This is a genomic window from Maribacter sp. 4G9 (assembly GCF_002742265.1).
GTDB lineage: Bacteria > Bacteroidota > Bacteroidia > Flavobacteriales > Flavobacteriaceae > Maribacter.
The window spans coordinates 20,095-40,830 of record NZ_MDGL01000173.1 but is presented as its reverse complement, the minus strand read 5'-3'; the positions used below and the strand labels follow the sequence as shown (position 1 = coordinate 40,830).

Genomic DNA, 20,736 nt, shown 5'->3' with positions numbered 1-20,736 from the left:
AAAATTAAGGAATGGTCTATAAAATTAGAATAATACTAGATGCTGAAGAAGATATCTTCAGGGATCTGGAAATCGAAGCCCACAATACTTTAGAGGAATTTCATAATGCCCTGACCCAGGCTTTTGGTTTTTTGGGGAACGAAATGGCCTCTTTCTATACCTGCGACGAAAATTGGAAACAGGACGAAGAAATTGCCTTGTTCGATATGAGCGAAACTGGCTCCGATGTACGTCTGATGAACGAAACTTTTTTGGAAGATGTACTGACCGAGGATAGCCCAAAAATGATCTATGTATACGACTTTTTGAATATGTGGACCTTTTTTGTGGAGTTGGCAGATATTGTGGAAAAAGTAGATGGACATCCCTACCCCAATGTATTGTTCAGCTTTGGGGAACTACCGGAATCTCCTCCTGAAAGAAAGTTCGAATCCGAAAATAGTGCCTTCGATTTTGACGATACCTTTGAAAACTATGACGACCTGGATTTTGATGAAAATTGGAATTAGTTAGTTGTTAGTTGAAGTAAATAACATTTTACCCCAAAGCAATCCATTTAAACCATAAATTTTCATGATCAACTTATATGCCACCCAGATCGAACACATTTCCATCCATAGGGTAGGAAATAAAAATAAAGGTGAAGGAATTTTCTTGTCAGCTGAACCTTTTGCACTGAACGATGAAACTACAGGACTTCTAAAAGAATACTTTTTTAAACCGTTCCGGGAAAAAGAGGAGAACTATTTTAAACTTTCCAATGAAGTGGATGTGGAATTCAACGAATTGTACAAATTGGCCAATACCGTTTTCGATGACCCGTCAAACTCACATTCGGCCTCAAAAAAAATCGCCACCTTATTATTTGAACAGTCCAACCATCCCCATATTAAAAGTGGTGAGGTGTATGTAGCCTATTTGACCGGGGTTCATTTGGACAATGAAAAAATAGATGCCATTGGCATTTTCAAAAGCGAGTTGAAACATGACTTCCTCCAGTTTAAGGAGAATGAAAACAATTTGGACATTATCGTTCAGCAGGGTATCAACATCAATAAATTGGACAAGGGTTGTTTAATTCTCAATGTCAATAAGGAAGGTGGTTACAAGGTATTATCAGTGGATAGCAATAAATACGACACCAAATATTGGCTCGAAAATTTCCTAAGTGTAGAGCCCCTTTCCGATGACAATTTCAAAACAAAGAACTATCTAAAATTCTGTCAGAACTTTGCGAAAGACGTGGTATTGCCCGCCGAGGACAAGCAGCAGGAAGTCCTGTTCATGAATCGTGCAGTAAACCATTTTGCGAAAAACGACACCTTTGAGGAAACCAATTTCCTAAACGAGGTAATGGAAAACCCAGACTTGATTCCAGAATTCAAACACTATAAGGTAGAGAAAGGTCCAAAATACAGCATTGAGGATGTTTCCAGTTTCGATATTGCGAACAAGGCTGTTTCTGATGCCCGAAGAAAAATTAAAAACGTCATCAATCTTGACACCAACATCCAGATCAAACTGGACTTTATAAATCCGGAGTCTGCAGAAAAATTTGTGGAAAAAGGTTGGGACGAAGAACGCCAAATGTATTATTATCTAGTATATTTTAACAAGGAACAGAAGAGTTGATGGTTGATGGTTGATGGTTGATGGTTGTAAATATAAACATCTTAAATTCATATAGCTACATGCCTTCCGCCAAACTTTTTTGGTATCCTTACCTAAAAACTAACAACTACGAACTAATAACTATATTTTAATATTCTGCTCAATGATCTGTTTCATACTAACATCCTCATAATTACGACGTACAAAATTGAGGGCGAGGTCCAGTACTTCGCCCATGGTTTTGCATTTACCGAAATTGGCATCGGAAGTTAAGGTCCCTATTTGTTCTTTTAAAAGTGTGATATTTTCATCTGTTGAAATGGTATCTTCCTTACAGATGGCTCTTAGTTTTTTGATTCGGTTTCCAGAACTCAATATGCGTTTAGCCACCATGGAACGCTCCTCCAATTTGTATTGGTCAACGGAATTCCTAAGAAGTTTTTGTCGTACCATTTCCACCATTTGATAATTTTCCTTAAAGAATTGGGGTCGGTATACTTTTAACTTTCCTTCAAAACATTGTTGGTCAAAATCTATGGCGCGAATCTTATAGACCACATGATCAAAATCATGGGTGGGTACGATCACATAATTGTAGGAGCGCATGTCCCCTAAAAGCCGAATCATACATCGCTCGTTGAATTTTACAAATTCCTTCGCCAATTGGGCCTTTTCCGGTTCGGAACACTTGGGCAGCATGTTCTTAATGAACTCGTCACCGGGGATCCCGGCTATATGCTCCTCGATCAAGGTATCCTTATACACCAAAAAATTGAGGTTGTATGGGGATAGCATATGCTCCAATTCCAGCCCGTAGATACGTGAGGCATCGGTACGTTTTATATAGAAATAGGTAAAATTATCATTCAGGATATTCCTGATTTTGATGCGAAAAGGTTTGGAATTCCCAAAAGTGCAAAAGTCTACGGCGTCTACATTGAGATATTGATGGATGTTATTGCTACCATCGGAATGAAGTATCGAATATACCTTTTTAAGGCTGTCGTCTATTTCCTTTCTATCAAATTCTGAATAATACACCCTGATCCAAAGGGTATCCTCATCATTGTTGTCATACACCACCACTGACCCTGAAAACCGGAGTAAATCATCATAGAAAATTGGAATTTCACTTTTACGATTATAATGTTTAAGGTAACCATCCAAGGCCTCGCTTACGGGATAGGCGGGCTTTTTTTTTGACATTAATTTTTCTTCCATGGTACTTCAATTCAATATTAAAGATACAACAATCGAAGCACTAAGTTAAACGACTCCTTTTATCGATAAACAGTTGAACTCATTGGGTTTACTAATAATCATACTACGCTTAAGCTTGTGGATACCACAAAAAGTATTGCATTGGCAACAATACATTGCGCAAAACCTGTGAATGGGGTTTTTTTGAGGATTATAACTCACTTTTTTTATAAAAATGCAAAGAATACTACTTGTTTTATTACTTGTCATAGGGGTAACAGGCAACGCCCAATTGAGCGACCTACACTACTTACCACCATTAAAACAAGGACAAAACAACCAAGGTATACAGGAACAGGCCATTTATCTCTCAACCCCTGAACCTACTACATTTACCGTTAATGCCTACAGGGGCACGAACCCAACTCCTATAGCTACTTTCAATATTTCAAACGTTAGTCCTGCCACTTGGACTTTGGCTGACGGAGACAATAACATAACCTTGGTGAACAATGCCAATACAGGTGTGGTTTTAACTAACAGCGGGTTACGTTTTGAATCCCCTAGCGGAAATCGTTTTTATGTAAACTATCGTGGAAATTCATCTGCCCAGGCTGCTTCATTAACGGCTAAAGGTAGGCAAGCAATAGGTACCCGTTTCAAATGGGGCGGTGTACCAAACTTAGGGGGTAGACACCCTTCAAAATCCAATACCCTGGGTATTATGGCTACAGAAGATAACACCACCGTGCGGCTCTTTGGCTATGACCCCAATTGTACTTTTCGTATAGGAAATAATGCTAATGCCATTACCGCAGATACATACACAATAGTCTTAAATGCCAACGAATCCTTTGTATTTGAAAACTATGTTGGAAATGTCAACCCGCCTTCACTCGCACAACAACAAGGATGGTTGGGCGCTTCTATAGAATCTGATAAGGATATCGTCATCAGTAATGGATCCATAAATTTTGGCCGTCAGGTAGGGCAAGCGAATCGCGATGCCGGTATCGATCAGCCCGTTCCCGAAAACCGTTTGGGAAAGGATTACGTGTTTGTCCGGGGTAACGGTAATACAAATGGGTGGACGGAGTTTCCCCTCCTTATTGCTACGGAGGACAATACGCAAATCTTTGTCAATGGTAACGCAGCACCTATCGCAACGTTGAACAATGGAGACTTTATTGAAATTCCAAGTAATAATTTTTCATCGAACACGGTGGGAGCCAATATGTTCGTACAGGCCTCCAAAAACGTATATGCCTATCAATGTATGGCAGGAGCCAGCCAAGTATACACCCAAGGATTGAACTTCGTAGCTCCGGTGAACTGTTTGCTGCCTGATGTTATGGACAACATTCCTGACATTAGGGATATGGCCGGTGAGACCGTTACTGGAGGTATGACCATTATAGCAGCGGTAAATACCCCAGATGCGAATATTCAGGTAACGGATGGCAATGGTCCTGTAACCCTACCTCCATCCAATCCGGTTGCCGGGTCTACCGAATGGAAAACTTTTTATGTTCCCAATTTGAACGGTAACGTGAGTGTGCAATCCACTGGACCAATGGCCGTTGGGTTTTTTGGCTTTAATGGTGCCAGAGGGGTAGCAGGTTATTTTTCAGGCTTCGATACAGTGCCAGAGGTTACCCTAGAAATTAGGGGAGGAACAGGTTGTTTTGTTGGTTCTGAAATCTTTGAAGCTACCAGTAATTTTGATGCCTACCAATGGTATGAAGACGGACTGCCTATTCCAGGAGCAAATGGTCCTAGCTATGCTCCAATGGGAGCTGGAGATTTCTTCGTAAGGGGTACCAAAGGTCCCTGTACCTATGATAGTAATACCATCCAGGCACTTTATTGCGATCCAGATGTGGTCCTTACCAAAACAGTGGACAATGATGAAATTATGGAAGGGGAAACGGCCATCTTTACCGTACGGGTTAGAAATAATGGCGTGGGACCGCTAACGAACCTTCAAATTACGGACAATATTCCCGCCGGACTCACCTTGGAAAATGCCTTTACGATTCATGGGACATGGAGTGGCAACACTTGGAACATTGGCACCTTGAACGGTGGACAAGTCGCACAATTGGAACTTACGGTACGTGCCGATGAAATTGACACACTACCCCTTCTTGGCCTTATCAATACCGTTACCAACACCCAAGATCAAACGGACACCAATACCACACCTGACAGCCCTACCGCCCTTATTACAGTACACAACGACTCCGATAATGACGGTGTAAAAGATATTACGGATCTTGATGACGACAATGATGGTATTTATGACGAGGACGAATGTGATACCCTGGCCTTCAACATTGCCAATGGTAATGGCCACACAAGCCCATTGGTTAGTGTAGACAACTATTTGGTGCTGGATGTTTTCAGCGTGGACAATTCATTCAATTTGAACGTGAATGGGATTGACGTAGCCGGTGAAATACAATTCCAACTTGGGGCCGCCGGTAATTTTGCCCGTTTTATGGATGGAACAACCTATGGGCAATCCGGGAATCCAAATATTTGGACAGTTAACGGCACCAATGGCAATGCAACCATACGGATTATCATAGATCAGGCAGGACAATTTCAGATTTTCGGGGCTAGAAGCTCCAACGGACCGCTGGAACCTATGGTACTGGATACGCCACCGGCACCCGTTTCCTGGAACCCTTCCGGAAGCAATACATTCAACGTTGGTCAACAGGTAGTTGGACCTACCAATATGAGAGGTGTCGTTTTGACCGCCGGTTGTGACACAGATAGTGATGGAATTCCCGATCAATTGGATTTGGATAGTGATGGCGATGGCTGTAGCGATGCCAATGAATTTTATAAGGATGGAAATGCCGATGGTGGCGATGGTGGCGAATATGGCACGGGAGTTCCGGTCGTAAACCCGTCAAATGGTACGGTAAATGCAGCGTCCTATGTTCAGGTTTTCGCTCCAGAAATTTTACTGGGCAACACTTCTGAAAACTTGGGCGGTGCTTCTTTGACAGGACAGTCCATCAATCTTGGCCAATCGTTCCAATACGTACTCCGTTTTCAAAATACAGGCGATGACGATGCCACCAACTATTCCATACGAAATATACTTCCTGCCAATGTTGCCTTGGATGGCATCAATACTTCGGATGCTCCTGGGGTCACCTCCAATCACGACCCGGTGACCAATGAAATTGTATTTCAGGTGCCCGATAATCTAGTGGAAGTAGGAGACCCGGAATACACTATTCGAATTATGGTGACCCTATCGGGTAACTGTTCAGATTTTATAGATGCCTGCTCGGGAACCTTGGTCAATGAAGCCTATTCTACCTACCAAGGTACTTTGAATCCCGCCACCTTTACGGATGAGGGAGGAGCCAATTCAACCTCCTCTTGTGACGTCCCTCCACAAGTTGCTACCAATGACATTTTGAGCGATTTGGCAAATTGTAACGTGGCACGTACCGTTCAGCTATGTGGTGATTTTGCCATCTTAACTGCAGGTACTGGGTTCGCTACCTATACATGGGCAATCGATGCCAATGGCAACGGACAAATAGATGCTGGGGAACCTACTATCAATGACGGTGATCCGGACAATAACCCAAGCACCCTTTTGGTAACCGATATAGGAAACTACATTGTTGAAAAATCCGGTGCTTCAGGTTGTGTGGACTTGGTAGAACTGATTACCGTGGAACGTTTTGGGACTACCCAGACCAACCCCATAATAGACTATTTTAATATGGTCAACGCGGATCCCAATCCGGATAACGATATCCAAGGGGAAATCGTAACCTGTTCCGTTGATGGGGACCTGCTTCCTAAAATATTTTTATGTGGCGAAAATGACGAAGCTACCCTGCAATTGGGAATCTCCGATGCCCAAAGCATCGTTTGGCAGAAATTGGACGAGGGCAGTTGTTCTTCAACCGGTGACGACTGTGCCAATAAGAACGGAACCTGTACTTGGACGGATATGGCCGTACAGGACAACTTTACTGTTACCGATAGTGGTGAGTACCGAGTCGTTATCAACTATTTGAACGGATGCTTTAGTCGCTTTTATTTTAATGTTTTCAAAAACACATTGGACCTTGATTATACTGCAGAAGATATTCTTTGCAGTACTCCAGGAAATATACGTATTACCAATGTTGGATCGGGATATGGCTTTCAATTGGTGGATGCCTCGAATGATTCCGTCGTAGTTCCTTTTTCGGCCAACAATGGACCAAGTTTTGACCTAACTAACAGTGGTTCCTATTATGTAGAGGTAACACAGTTAGATGCTATGACCGGAAATCCATTGGACGGTGCCTGTATATTCACTACCGAGGACATAGGTATTTTGGAACGTGACTTTCAGGTGAACATTACTACGGTTGCGGCAGAATGTGGGGAACCCGGTGCCATTAACATCCAAGCCTTGAACGTACTACCCAATTATAGCTATGAACTTCGATTGGACGATGGAAGTAACGGTGGCTTGGGAACTTTCATAGACAGTCAGTTGATTTCTCCCGATAACACCTATTCATTTACTAGTGTAAATGCAGGTAATTATATCGTTATTACCACTACGGACGATGGTTGCACGGATACCCAGAACATCACGGTACCGGAAATACCCGAACTTACCTTGACCGCGGTTACCACGGACAACATTACCTGTAACCCTGGTGTAATTACGCTTACCCCAAACGGTGGTCAACCCAGTCCCGACTATTTTATGGCCATATGGAGCAAGGATGGTACGGATCTGTACCCAAGTCCGCCAAATATGCTGAATATTCTAGTGACGGACCTTTATACGGCCAACAACTTTACTTTTTCGGATGCTTCGGATGCGGGGATCTATGAATTCATCGTATTTGATGACAGCGGCTGTTATGCCATTTCCAATTCTGTAGAAATCGAATTTTTGGGTACTCCGTCCTTATCGGCGTCCCACACGGATATCATTTGTTCGGATTCGTCAACTTCCACCTTGACCGTTTCGGCCACAGGAGGAACGGCACCCTATCAATACAGTTTGGATGGCGTAACCTTCCAAACACAAAATACATTTGTTAACCTATCAGCCGGCTTCTATATTATTTCGGTCATGGATTCAAGCGGCACCCCAACGTCTAGGTGTATTGAAACCTTGGAATATGAAATCGACCAACCCTTCCGTTTGACCGCCTCGGCGGCCATTGTAGAGGATGCTTCGTGCAACCCAAGCGGTGCCTTGGTCAAGATTTTAAACGCCAGTGGCGGGGAGGCACCTTATGAATATAGTTTCGATGGCGGCAGCAATTTTGGGGCATTGAACGAGCGAAACCTATTGCCCGGCACCTATCAATTGGTCGTACGTGACAATTTAGGCTGTAGCTATGATATGGACCTAACGGTACCGGCACCGGCGGCGGACCCCAACCTTTCCTATACAGTGGATTATGATTGTGATGGATTGGGAACCATAACAATCAATACATCGAACACGACCGATTTTGACTATACCTACACCCTAAACGGAACTTTGAACACCCCCGCGGATAGCAATGTTTTTGCTAGTGTAGCGGCGGGTACACAGACCGTTACCGTTGATTATTCAAGCAGTAGTACACCCGATCAGACGACCTTGTTCTTTGAAAACTTCGGGGCAGGGCCTAGCACCCAGATCGGTGAAATTGGTCCGGATTATTGCTTTGAGCCACAAAACGGTTCCTTGACCCCATGTAACCGAGGACCTGCAGGAATATTGGTAAACGGTGAATATACGGTTACGAATTTTGTGACCAATCCTTTGACTACTTTGACCAGTCCGCAAGATCACACAGGTTTGACCGATGGGCGCTTCTTGGCCATTGACATCTCTACCTTCTCCGATACGGGTAGCCCCGTACTGAATTCCATTCTTTGGGCCAAAAGGGATATCGAAGTATTGCCCAATGAGGAAATTACCTTGAATTTCTGGGCCTACAACCTCATGAACTTGGGTGGCGCGGGCAACAACCCAGAGGTATTGATAGAAATATTGGACAATACCGGTACGGTCATCCATAGCGAAGTAGTTCCTGAAATTCCAAAAAATACCAATAATACGGACTGGCACGAACGTACCATTACCTTCAACCCAGGCGCCAATACCGATATTGATATCGTCTTCAGGAACAATGTGAACAGTAATGATGGTAACGACCTTATTTTGGATGACATTACAGCTTTCCAAGTACCTTCCGTTTGTCCTACCAGTCAAGATTTGACCGTAGTCGTAGAGGCAAACCAGGCTTTTGAAGCGCAGCTATTGGCTACTACCGATCCTACCTGTAACGGTTCGGCGGATGGATTCATACGTTTTGAAGTGGACAACTTTACCAGCGGAATAGGTTTCGAATATTCATTTGACGGTACAACCTGGACAAGTTCCTTGACTTCCCCCGTAACCACTACCCCATCTTTATCGGATGGAAATTACACGGTGCAAGTTCGAAAATTGGACGATACGGCCTGTTCCGTTTCCTTCCCGATTATTATGACGGAACCATCGGCCATTGTACCTTCTTTAAGCCAAATTTCGGATTATACCTGCTTTAATACAGGGGCTACGTTGGAGGCTTCGGCATCGGGTGGAAACCCAAGTTACGAGTACCAATTGGAGAACACCGCAGGAACAGTGATAGCTCCTTATCAAACCAATACACAATTTACCAATGTGCCAGATGGAGATTATCTAGTTCGGGTTCGGGATACGAATGCCTGCGAAGTGTTATTGACAGTGACAAGTGCAATAACTGTAACCCCTCCTGCGGCCATCCTGTTTACAACCACGCCAACAGCTTGCTATTCCGGTACTAACGACGGTTCTATTTTAGTGGATGTTACGGCAGGGAATGGTGATTATGAATTCAGGATCAACGGTGGACCATGGATTACGCCAACGCCAGCTTCAGCAACTTCTTATACCTTCTCCGGACTATCCGCGGGTAGTTATGACATTGAGGTGATGGACCAATTGGGTTGCCCAACGACTCCCAACACCCAAACGGTGGTCATCAGTCCGCAGTTGGAGCTTGATGTGGATATCACACCACTTAGTGCATGTGGCGACGGGTTGATTACAGCCAATGCCACAGGTGGAAACGGTACGCTATTATATGCCTTCGTACCGGCAAATACCAGTCCGGCAGGATTGTACAGTGCTGTGAACACCCTAACGGTTACGGAGGCCATGGCCATTGCAAACCCAGCAGGGTATGACGTATACATTCAGGACAACAATGGTGCTCCGGCCATATGTACGACAGTTCAGGAAGATATCATTTTCACCCCGGTCGCTACAATATCGGTTAGTGCCGTTCCAACGGATCCAGAATGTTTCAATGGATTGGGAGCGATAGATATAAACATAACGGGTGGTACAGGCCCTTACACCTATACCTTAATGGACCTAACACCTGCTGACGGAATCGACTATGGCAGAAACAGTTCTAATATTTCTGCACTTTCATTAACCTACAGTGGCATTGGAACGGGTGATTATCAGGTCACTATTAATGACACTAATGGTTGTACGGTGGTCTCTTCTATGGTAACTATCAACAATGCCGTGGAAATTACCGCAGATATTATACCGATATTACCCGCGGCCTGTAACGACCCCGATCCGTTGGAATACGGATTTGAGTTCGATAATGTAGTTACTCCCACAGGAACGGTAGAATATAGTGCCGATGGTGGAACTTCATGGCAGGCCTCCAATGAATTGCGAGGCTATGCTTCCGGTACGGAGGTTTTCCCTTCCATTAGGGTTACCCTGGCAAGTGGAACAGTTTGTCAAATGGATTTTGACCGTTATATTATTCCATTCCCGCTAGATGATTTGGATATCACCTTATCAGCCATCATTATAGGATGTAACGACTTACAGGTAACCGTTGAGGGCAGCGAAGGAAATCCAATTCCTGGTTATGAATATACCTTTACGGATGACCCGGCAAACTTCAATACATTTGCGGCCAATCCGGCCGTATGGACGGCACCCTTACCTAGTGGTACCGCCCATACCTTTGCAAACATCGACCCAGTAACACCACAATACCCCGGAGTACCTTTACTGGTTCCTGGTAGGACCTATGTGTTCTACGTACGGGACGGAGCAGGTTGTATCAGGCAAAGTAACGTGAACGTAAACGAGATTCCGGGCATCAATCTGCCCATTGATGTCACCACGGACATACAACCCAGTTGTGATAGTGCCGCAAATGGCAGCATCACTTTTAACTTGAATCCAACGACATCCTATCCAAACATGCGATGGGAAATATTTGAACTCGGTAATACTACACCTATTGAAACCAGTGGTGGTATTGTACCTTATAACAGCACAATAACCACTACCGTACCACTTGCCGAAGGTGAATATTATATCGATGTCATCCAAGTGGACGCAAGCAATGTGGATGCCTGTAGGGGCGCGAGTGAGAACGCTTACGTGCCGGAATTGGCACCGTTGTCAGCGACAGCTACAGCCACTAGGGATATTTCTTGTAACCTACCCGGACTCATTTCGATTACCGGAATCACCGGAGGCGGTGGGGCTCCCTACTCCTACGATATTACCGGTCCGGCCGGGTTTACGGCCTTGACGGGCACGTTGGACAATCCAGTGGAAATTCCTGTGAATTCCCCAGCTGGGAATTATACGGTAACCTTATTTGACCAATACGGCTGTTCCTTTGTTACCAATACGGTTACTTTAAGTTTGACGCCCAACCCAACACTTAGTGTTACCCAAGACAACTGCGTTTCGCCAATTACGGTGAACGCCGTTGGAACTTCAGCTGCTGGTAACCTTCGCTATGCGATGGTGCCCAATGGCAATCCGGCACCCACGACCTTTGAAAATAACGGAGGTGTGTTTACCAATGTGATACCGGGTGCCTATGACGTATATGTTATGGACGGAAACGGATGTATGAACGTAGAGAGTAATTTCACGGTAAATCCGGTGTTATCGGCAGATGCAACCTTAACTAAATTGTTGGATTGTACCGCGATACCAGATGCCATAATCGGTATTGAAATTTTGAACGGTTCTGGTAGCTATGAGTATAGCATCAGCAATACGGCCGGTGCCCCTGCAGTACCTCAAGGTTCGGTTCCTGGAACTACCTTTGATTATCAAGCTCCTATGCCAGGGGATTATACAATTACCATTTACGATACGACCACACCTAATAGCGCGAGCTGCAATAGAACCTTTACCATCAGTGTTCCTAACAGGGTCGTACCGGTAATCAATCCGTCGATCATTGCAAACGATGTGAGCTGTTTTGGTGCGAGTGATGGCAGCATTACCATTAGCACTTCGAATGGTGCGGCAGCGCCTTACAGTTTTGAAATTACGGCTATGGATGGCGCTGCAGAAAGTATTTTACCATCGAGTACGACGGGCAATTCGGCAACCTTCACGGGTCTAGCACCAGCCACTGCAAGCGGTTATGTGGTTACTGTGACGGGTAATCCTGCCACGAACAACTGTTCCGTGGATAGTGTGGTCATCCCAATTGGGGAACCGGCGACCATAGCAGTACCTGCGCCTAGTGTGGTGGAATTCGGTTGTACTAGCGGCAATTCTGTTGACAATGCTTCCATATCCATTAGTGGAGTATCTGGTGGTAGCAGCAACTACGTACGCTACGAATTTATAGAAGAGGACGACCCAAATACGGTTGCCGTTGAGGTCCCAGTAACGGTTCAGTCCGGAACAAGCCCTTCCTATATTGAAACCGATATTGCCGGAGGTGTGTATACAATCAATGTATATGATGATCAAGGATGTGTAGGAACTAGTACGGCTACCATAGCACCGTTCGATTTGATGGGCATACCGACCGTTCATGTGGACAGTCCTATTAGTTGTACGAATGCCGGAGAGGACATTTCAATAGATATCATTAGCAGCGTGACAAGCTTCGCGACCGACCCGGCCAACTATCAATTCAGGCAGTTGCCTTCCAGCGCCTATCAGGCAAGTAATGCATTCCTTGATTTGGCCTCTGGTACGTATACTTTCGGCGTATTAAATGTCAATACGGGCTGTGAGGTTATGGTATCCCATACCGTTGCGGCACCCAATACTTTTGACATTACTATCGCCAATATAAGCAATGTGGTTTGCTTTGGAGATGATGGAAGCATAGACCTCAACGTGGCCGATGCCACATATACGGGAAATTATAGTTGGGAAGTTTTCAATACGGATGGAAGCCCAACAACTAGAACGGACGATGCAGGTACCCTTACAGGTTCCGGTACTGTTTCGGGGATTCTGGTAGCTGCTGGAAACTATATAGTGAGAGTGACCCAAGATGCATTTCCAGAATGTTTCCAAGAAAGGTCGTTTACGATCAATACGCCAACTGCGCCGATAACATTGAATCCGATTGTCCTGACCGATGTAGGTTGTTCCAACGATCAAGGTGCCGCGGCCATAACGCCTGCCGGCGGACAAGGTCCGTATACCATAACGCTTACGCCTGCTTTGGGTACTCCGGTGTCCCAGAACAACGTATTTAGTCATGTATTCCAAGGACTGAGCGCAGGAAATTATACGGTCACTGTGACCGATGCATTGGGTTGTAACCAGCTAACTGGTACCAATAGCTTTAGTCTGGTAGTACCTGATCCAATAACCGGTAGCACGTCAAGTACGGCCTTGGTCTGTGAAGGCGACACAAATGCCTCTATTATGGTAACCTTGAGCCCAAGAAACGTTACGACCAATTATCGTTATGTACTAAATAATTATGCAGATGCGGCGAGAACTACCTTGTTGAGTACTTCGGTTTCGCAAACGAATCCAACGTTCAACAATTTGGGCGCTGGTTTCTATAGTGTATTGGTAACCGATAATATGGGATGTACCGCTACCTTCAATGAAGACATCATTGAACCTACGGACGTAGAGGCACTATTGGTCACAAACCAGCCCATGACCTGCCAGAACGGTGCGGAACTTTTATTGGTAGCTTCGGGCGGAACGGCTCCCTATCAGTGGAGTATCGATGGCGTTTCCTTCAACCCAATGAACGAGACCATTACTTCAGATACGCATTTGTTCTCCAATGTATCCGCTGGAAATTATCGGTATTACATTATGGACAGTAACAGTTGTATATCCATCCTATCCAATTCCGTGGGCGTGGAAGATGTTCCTCCGTTAACTGTAAACGTTGACCCATCCGCAGCATTCATTAATTGTAGCGGTGAGGCTACCGCCTTGATTATGGCCGATGCCGATGGCGGACTAGGAAATTATCAATTTGCCCTTTTCAGGGATGCAGCCACCACCGATGAGGTAAGGCCTAACCAGAACAACGGTACTTTTGCAGACCTTCCTATGGGAACCTACTACGTAAGGGTACAAAGTGGGGATTGTGAGATCGTATCCCAAGGGGTACAAATCGATGAACCCGCTCCTCTTGTGGTAACTCCTAATATAACGGATATTAGTTGTGCAGATGCCAATGATGGCGCCATTACCTTGGATGTTCAAGGGGGAACGGGTAATTATCAATTTGCTATTTCACCCAACCTGAACCAATTTGACGATCAAAACACTTTTGATGAACTGGAAGAAGGTTCGTATTCGGTGATTGTACAGGATGATAATGGCTGTTTTGAAGTTATCCAATTTGAACTGATCGCTCCTGAACCTCTCCAAATGGAAGCTACCAGTACGCCAGAAGTATGTGCTGGAGATGAAGACGGTACAATTGAAATAACGGCAACCGGAGGTACGGCACCTTATAGTACGGCCCTTAATTCCAATGAGGATGCGGATTTCGTACAAGACCGTCTGCTCTTTGAAAACTTGGCAGGAGGTACGTATATCGTCTTTGTAAGGGATGCCAATGGATGTACAACCAACCAGACCATAACTGTTGAGAACGGTGCCAACCTCAATGCCACGGCAGAGATTATATACGAATGTTCCGGGGATACTCCGGATAACCGAATCGAGTTGGTATTGGAAGACCCAAGTGTGGCCGGGGATGTTCTGTATGCTTTGGACTCCATGGACCCCAATGATTATATGTTAGAACCTGATTTTGCCAATTTGGCCCCTGGAAACCATTATATCCTATTGGTTCATGCAAATGGTTGTACCAATACCATTGAATTTGAAGTGCAGAGTTTTGAACCCTTGGAGCTGACCTTGGAACAGAACAATCTTAATGAGATTACTGCGGTCGCCTCTGGCGGAAGTGGTGATTACACCTTCTATTTTGGCGATAGGAACAACGGGCAGGACAATACCATATTCATTACCCGTACGGATACCTATACGGTAACAGTAGTTGATGCCTACGGATGTGAGGCGTTAGCCACCATTTACATGGAGTTCATTGATATCGAAATACCCAACTTCTTTACTCCTGACGGAGATGGGGAAAATGATACATGGATTCCCAAAAATATCGAACAATATCCTGATATCTTCATCAAGATCTTTGATAGGTACGGTCGCGAGGTATATATCTTGGCAGGTGATAATGGCTGGGACGGACTTTATCAGGATACCGATTTACCAACAGGTGACTACTGGTATATTCTTAAATTGAACGGTGAAGAAGATAAAAGAGAGTTTATAGGGCATTTTACCCTATATCGTTAACCGCACTTTACCTTTTTTGAAGAGCCCGTGCAATTGTGTCACGGGCTCTTTATTACCAAAAGGCCTTTTTCATTGACTTGATCGATGAAATACCACAAGAAATGGCCTATTCACAACAAACTCTTGCCTTCCCTACACATTCCTTTTTTATTTGCAGTTCAATGGTTTACTAAAAATAAAGAACGTGTACCCTTCAAAGAAGATACTTTTATTAGTACTTTTTTTAGTTGTAGGATATTCACATGCCCAATTGAGCGACCTACATTATTTACCACCTTTACGGCAAGGACAGAATAATGGGGCCATTCAACAACAGGCCGTTTACCTTTCAACACCGGAAACTACAGCGTTTACCGTAAATGTATATCGGGGTACGAATCCCGTTCCCATTAATTCGTTTAGTATTTCCAATGTGGCACCTGCTATCTATAACCTTCCCAATGGTGATAATGATATCACTTTGGTGACCAATAACAGTACCGGAGTGGTATTGACCAATAGCGGACTTCGATTTGAGTCTACCGGTGGGCAAAATTTTTATGTAAACTATCGGGGTCGGTCTGGTTCCCAAGCGGCCTCCTTGACCTCGAAGGGTCGGGTAGCTATGGGAACCAATTTTAAGTGGGGCGGTGTACCCAATCTGGGCAGCCATGTTTCCAAATCGAACACCTTGGGGATTATGGCCACTGAAGATAATACAACCATTACCCTTTCGGGTTATGACCCCAACTGTGAATTTCGGGTGGGCAACAATAGAGCCGGAATTACGGCAAACTCCCACACGATTACCTTGGATGCAAATGAGTCCTTCGTCTATGAAACCTATATCGGAAACTCTCCTACCTTGGCACATGAAAGGGGATGGATCGGAGCTTCCATCGTTGCCGATAAGGATATCGTCATTAGCAACGGCTCCCTGAATTATGGTAGACAAGTAGGCAATAGTAACAGGGATGCGGGTATAGACCAACCCGTACCCGAAAACCGATTGGGCAAGGAATATATTTTTGTTCGGGGAAATGGTAATAGTAACGGATGGACGGAGTTTCCATTGATCATTGCAACGGAGAACAACACCCAAGTATTCGTCAATGGGTCCCCTACACCAATCGCTACGTTGAATGAGGGTGATTTTATAGAAGTACCGAGTAGCAACTATTCTTCAAACTCCGTAGGGGCGAACATGTATATAGAAACCTCAAAAGATGTCTATGCTTACCAATGTGTTGGTGGCTCAACAGCAGCGTATACCCAAGGCCTGAATTTTGTGGCCCCGGTAAATTGTCTTCTGCCCGATACGATGGACAACATTCCCAGCATTACGGATGCGGCGGGAGTGGCAATTACGGGCGGAGTGACCATCATTGCCGCTACGACCACGCCGGATGCCAACATCACAGTAACCGATGGTGGAGGTGTTGTAACACTTCCTGCCTCCTCACCTGTTGCCGGCACTACAGATTGGAAAACCTTTTACCTTCCCAGTCTAACGGGTAATGTTAGCGTACAATCCACCGGACCCATAGCCGTTGGTTTTTTTGGTTTCAATGGAGCAAGGGGTCTGGCCGGATATTATTCGGGATTTGATACGGTCCCGAATATCGATCTACAAATTACGGGCAACAGTTGCCTTCCAGGTGCCATATTGGAAATTGCATCGGGCGAAGTCTTTGATGCCTACCAATGGTATAGCGATGGGGCTTTGATTCCTGGTGCCACGTCATCGTCTTATACGGCAACCACGGCGGGAGATTATTACTTAAGGGTCACCAGAGGTCCTTGTAGTTATGACTCGAATTCCATAGCGGTTTATTATTGTAACCCCGATATTGTGCTCAATAAAACTGCGGATGTTACGACCATATCGGAAGGGAATAATGTAACCTTTACCATAACGGTCGAAAATCTGGGTATTGACCCGGCTACCAATCTTGTTGTTTCAGACCCTATACCATCCGGACTTTCCATTCTTTCGACCACTGCATCGCAAGGCAGTTGGACAGCTCCCAATTGGAACGTTGGCACTTTGAACAGTGGTCAGTTGGAAACGATGACCATTACAGTGGTAGCGCATGCAAACAATTCGATTGTTCCTGCGGTCTCGGTCACCAATTCGGTCACCAACAGTCAGGATCAAACCGATAACAATATCACTTCGGACAATCCAAACGTATCCGTCATTATCCATAACGATTTTGACGATGATGGCATTGTCGATATTTCGGATGAAGACGATGACAACGATGGAATTTATGACGCTACGGAACTCAATAGTTGCTCAGGAGGCTTGGATTATGAATTTTACAATGTGTCGCCAGCAGGCAATACGGTAGATAATATTCCTACTTCTGGGGCACTTGCAACCGGAGTGGCAACCAACATCGATGTATCCGGTCTGGCGGCCACCCATACGCCTGGGGATGGCGAAACGTATTCGGTTCGGTATACCGGTTATATTGAAATCGCCACGGGCGGCAGCTATACCTTTTTTACAAATTCAGATGATGGTTCAAAGCTGTTTATTGATGCCCTTGAAGTGGTTGACAATGACGGCCTTCATGCCATGAACGAGGAATCCGGAACTATTTCGCTTGCGGCTGGATTTCATTGGCTGGAAATCGTGTTTTTCGAACGCACTGGGGGTGATAATCTCATCGTGCAATATCAAGGTCCATCCATAGCAAAACAGAACATTCCCTTTTCAATATTATACCCTTCCTCCTGTGGAAGCGATGCCGATGCTTTCCCGGACCATCTTGATCTTGATGCGGACAATGACAGCTGCTCCGACTCCAATGAGGCCTATAACGACTCCAATGCCGATGGCGGCGATGACATGGTCTACGGTTCTGGGGTACCTGCCGTAAACCCTGACGGAACAGTTATTGCCGCGGCCTACCCTACCCCTGCCGATGTGGATACCAATGGTACATTTGAATTTCAGGAAACAGGGGCAGTGCCTGTCATAAGCGTTGAGCCCTTGGATTCCAAAACCTTTGTAAATACCAACGACACCTTTTCAATAACAGATAACGGTGACACCCACCAATGGCAGGTAAGCACTGATGGGGGCACCACCTTTATGGATATTAGCGATGGACCCGATTATAGCGGAACAACAACAAACACCCTGACCGTCATAACCCCGGAAGTAGACAAGAACGGATATCAGTACCGGGTCCTCATTACCAGCGACACCTTTGTATGCGGAAATACGGTCTCTGCCCCTGCAACACTAACAGTAGGCCCAAGGACCATCATCACCAATCGAAGAATAACCATTAGGGTCAACAAGAATTAGGCTTTTATTGTAACAAATCTTATACTGGCTCGTCAAGTAAGTACAATCAATCAAAAAACACTACTTGCTTTGAGCACTATACTTACTGTTAACAATCTTACCAAGAAATTTGGTTATTTGACCGCCGTAAAAGATTTGTCCTTTTCAATTGAAAAAGGCAATGTTTATGGTATTCTAGGCCCCAACGGAAGTGGAAAATCCACCACTTTGGGTATTGTCCTAAACGTAGTGAACAAAACGAGCGGCGATTTTTATTGGTTTGATGGTAACACTTCTACTCATGAGGCCTTGAAAAAAGTAGGGGCGATAATCGAACGGCCCAATTTCTATCCGTACATGACGGCCGTCCAAAACCTGAAATTGGTATGTAAGATTAAAGAGGTTGACACGGGCAAAATTGATGAAAAGCTTGAATTGGTAGGCCTTTTAGATCGGAGGAACAGTAAGTTCAGTACCTATTCCTTAGGTATGAAACAACGTTTGGCCATTGCCTCTGCCCTACTCAATGATCCTGAAATTTTAATCTTGGACGAACCTACAAATGGTTTAGATCCCCAAGGTATTCACCAAATCCGGGAAATCATAAAAAAAATAGCCTCTGAAGGAACCACCATTCTTCTGGCTTCCCATTTATTGGACGAGGTCGAAAAAGTCTGCAGCCATGTGATCATACTCAGAAAAGGGGAAAAGTTATATTCTGGCCTGGTCGATGGCATGATGGCCACTTATGGGTTCTTTGAACTAAAATCGGACAACATGGAAAAACTGGCCGTAGCATTAGAATTCCACAAAAAATTCGGTGAAATAAAGCATGAGAATGGCTTGATAACGGCCTTTTTAAAAGAGGAAATGGATGCAAAATCCCTAAATGAAGCACTCTACAAAGAAGGGATTGTGCTATCGCACCTTGTAAAAAGAAAGGAAAGCCTTGAGGAGCAATTCCTGACCTTGACCAAAAATCAATCAAACTAAGCCAAAAACATGATACGACTTTTGCAGATAGAATTCATAAAACTTTGGAACAATAGGGCCAGCAAGGTGTTGATTATTTCCTATTTTTTCATTCTAACCTCTATAGCGCTAGTTGCCGCAATAAAGTTTGATATTGGTCCGGTTAAATTCCATTTGGCCGAAATTGGCATCTTCAATTTTCCCTATATATGGCATTTCAACACTTTTGTTACAGCCTTTTTCAAGCTATTTTTGGCCATTGTCATTGTCTCCATGATGTCCAACGAATACAGTAATAAGACTATTAAACAGAATTTGATCGACGGACTTTCAAAGAAAGAGTTCATACTATCCAAATTCTTAACTGTAGTTTCATTTTCCGCCGCCTCTACGCTCTTTGTGTTCATTGTTTCCTTGATTTTGGGACTTGTTTATTCTGATTATGACGAACTGTCCATCATATTTTCAGATTTGGAATTTTTGGCCGCCTTCTTTTTTAAACTGATGGGCTTCTTCTCATTCTGTCTTTTTCTGGGAATCCTAGTAAAACGTTCTGCCTTTGCGTTGGGGTTTTTGATTTTGTGGCAAATTTTTGAAGGTATTGCCGCAGGTCTCATGCAATGGAAACTATTTGGGCGGGAAACTGCAGAGGTCATCATGCGCTTTTTCCCCTTGCAATCCATGTTTAATCTTATCAAGGAGCCCTTTACCCGGCTGGAAGCCGTTCAGACGGTAGCAGATCAAGTTGGTGAGCATATCAATCTTAATTACCACGTTCACTGGTGGGAATTTTTAATTGTTATCACTTGGACCGCAATTTTCATTTATTCGTCCTTTATATTGCTAAAAAAACGTGATCTATAAAATAGGTAGAACATCGATGTTTTACCCTATTTAACATGTTTTCAGGCCTTAAAATTTTCAATTTGTAGTATATTGTATTGTTTGCAAACAAGCTATGAAAATGAAAAAGGGTTCATCAATATGTAACGTATTG

At 44.4% G+C, this 20,736-nt stretch carries 7 protein-coding genes; 6 read left to right on the top strand and 1 reads right to left on the bottom strand.

The features are described 5' to 3' along the window. The first annotated feature begins 11 nt into the window (after nt 1-11). Both BFP75_RS17740 and BFP75_RS17735 read left to right on the top strand, forming a co-directional pair. Nucleotides 12-509: an IS1096 element passenger TnpR family protein gene (locus BFP75_RS17740; RefSeq protein WP_099546683.1), complete on the top strand. Its 498-nt coding sequence runs from the start codon at nt 12-14 to the stop codon at nt 507-509. A gap of 64 nt (nt 510-573) precedes the next feature. Then, the gene (locus BFP75_RS17735; protein ID WP_099546682.1) at nt 574-1,632 is read left to right on the top strand and encodes a nucleoid-associated protein; all 1,059 of its coding nucleotides are present in this window, start codon (nt 574-576) and stop codon (nt 1,630-1,632) included. A 120-nt stretch (nt 1,633-1,752) separates the two neighbouring features. Here the strand turns inward: BFP75_RS17735 and BFP75_RS17730 are convergent, their stop codons facing one another. After that, nucleotides 1,753-2,832, bottom strand: a complete 1,080-nt coding sequence (locus BFP75_RS17730) for a hypothetical protein (RefSeq protein ID WP_099546681.1) — start codon at nt 2,830-2,832, stop codon at nt 1,753-1,755. A 214-nt stretch (nt 2,833-3,046) separates the two neighbouring features. On the opposite strand from BFP75_RS17730, the gene BFP75_RS17725 reads away from it, so the two are divergent. From BFP75_RS17725 to BFP75_RS17710, 4 genes are all read left to right on the top strand, one after another. Continuing rightward, entirely contained in the window at nt 3,047-15,487 is a 12,441-nt protein-coding gene (locus BFP75_RS17725; protein WP_099546680.1) for a T9SS type B sorting domain-containing protein, read from the top strand. Between the two features lie 184 nt (nt 15,488-15,671). Then, nucleotides 15,672-18,788, top strand: coding sequence for a PA14 domain-containing protein (locus tag BFP75_RS17720; protein ID WP_123803503.1), 3,117 nt, complete (start codon nt 15,672-15,674; stop codon nt 18,786-18,788). Nucleotides 18,789-18,857: 69 nt separating this feature from the next. Next, nucleotides 18,858-19,760, top strand: a complete 903-nt coding sequence (locus BFP75_RS17715; protein ID WP_099546678.1) for an ABC transporter ATP-binding protein — start codon at nt 18,858-18,860, stop codon at nt 19,758-19,760. A gap of 9 nt (nt 19,761-19,769) precedes the next feature. Continuing rightward, nucleotides 19,770-20,603, top strand: a complete 834-nt coding sequence (locus tag BFP75_RS17710) for an ABC transporter permease (protein ID WP_099546677.1) — start codon at nt 19,770-19,772, stop codon at nt 20,601-20,603. Nucleotides 20,604-20,736 lie beyond the last annotated feature (133 nt).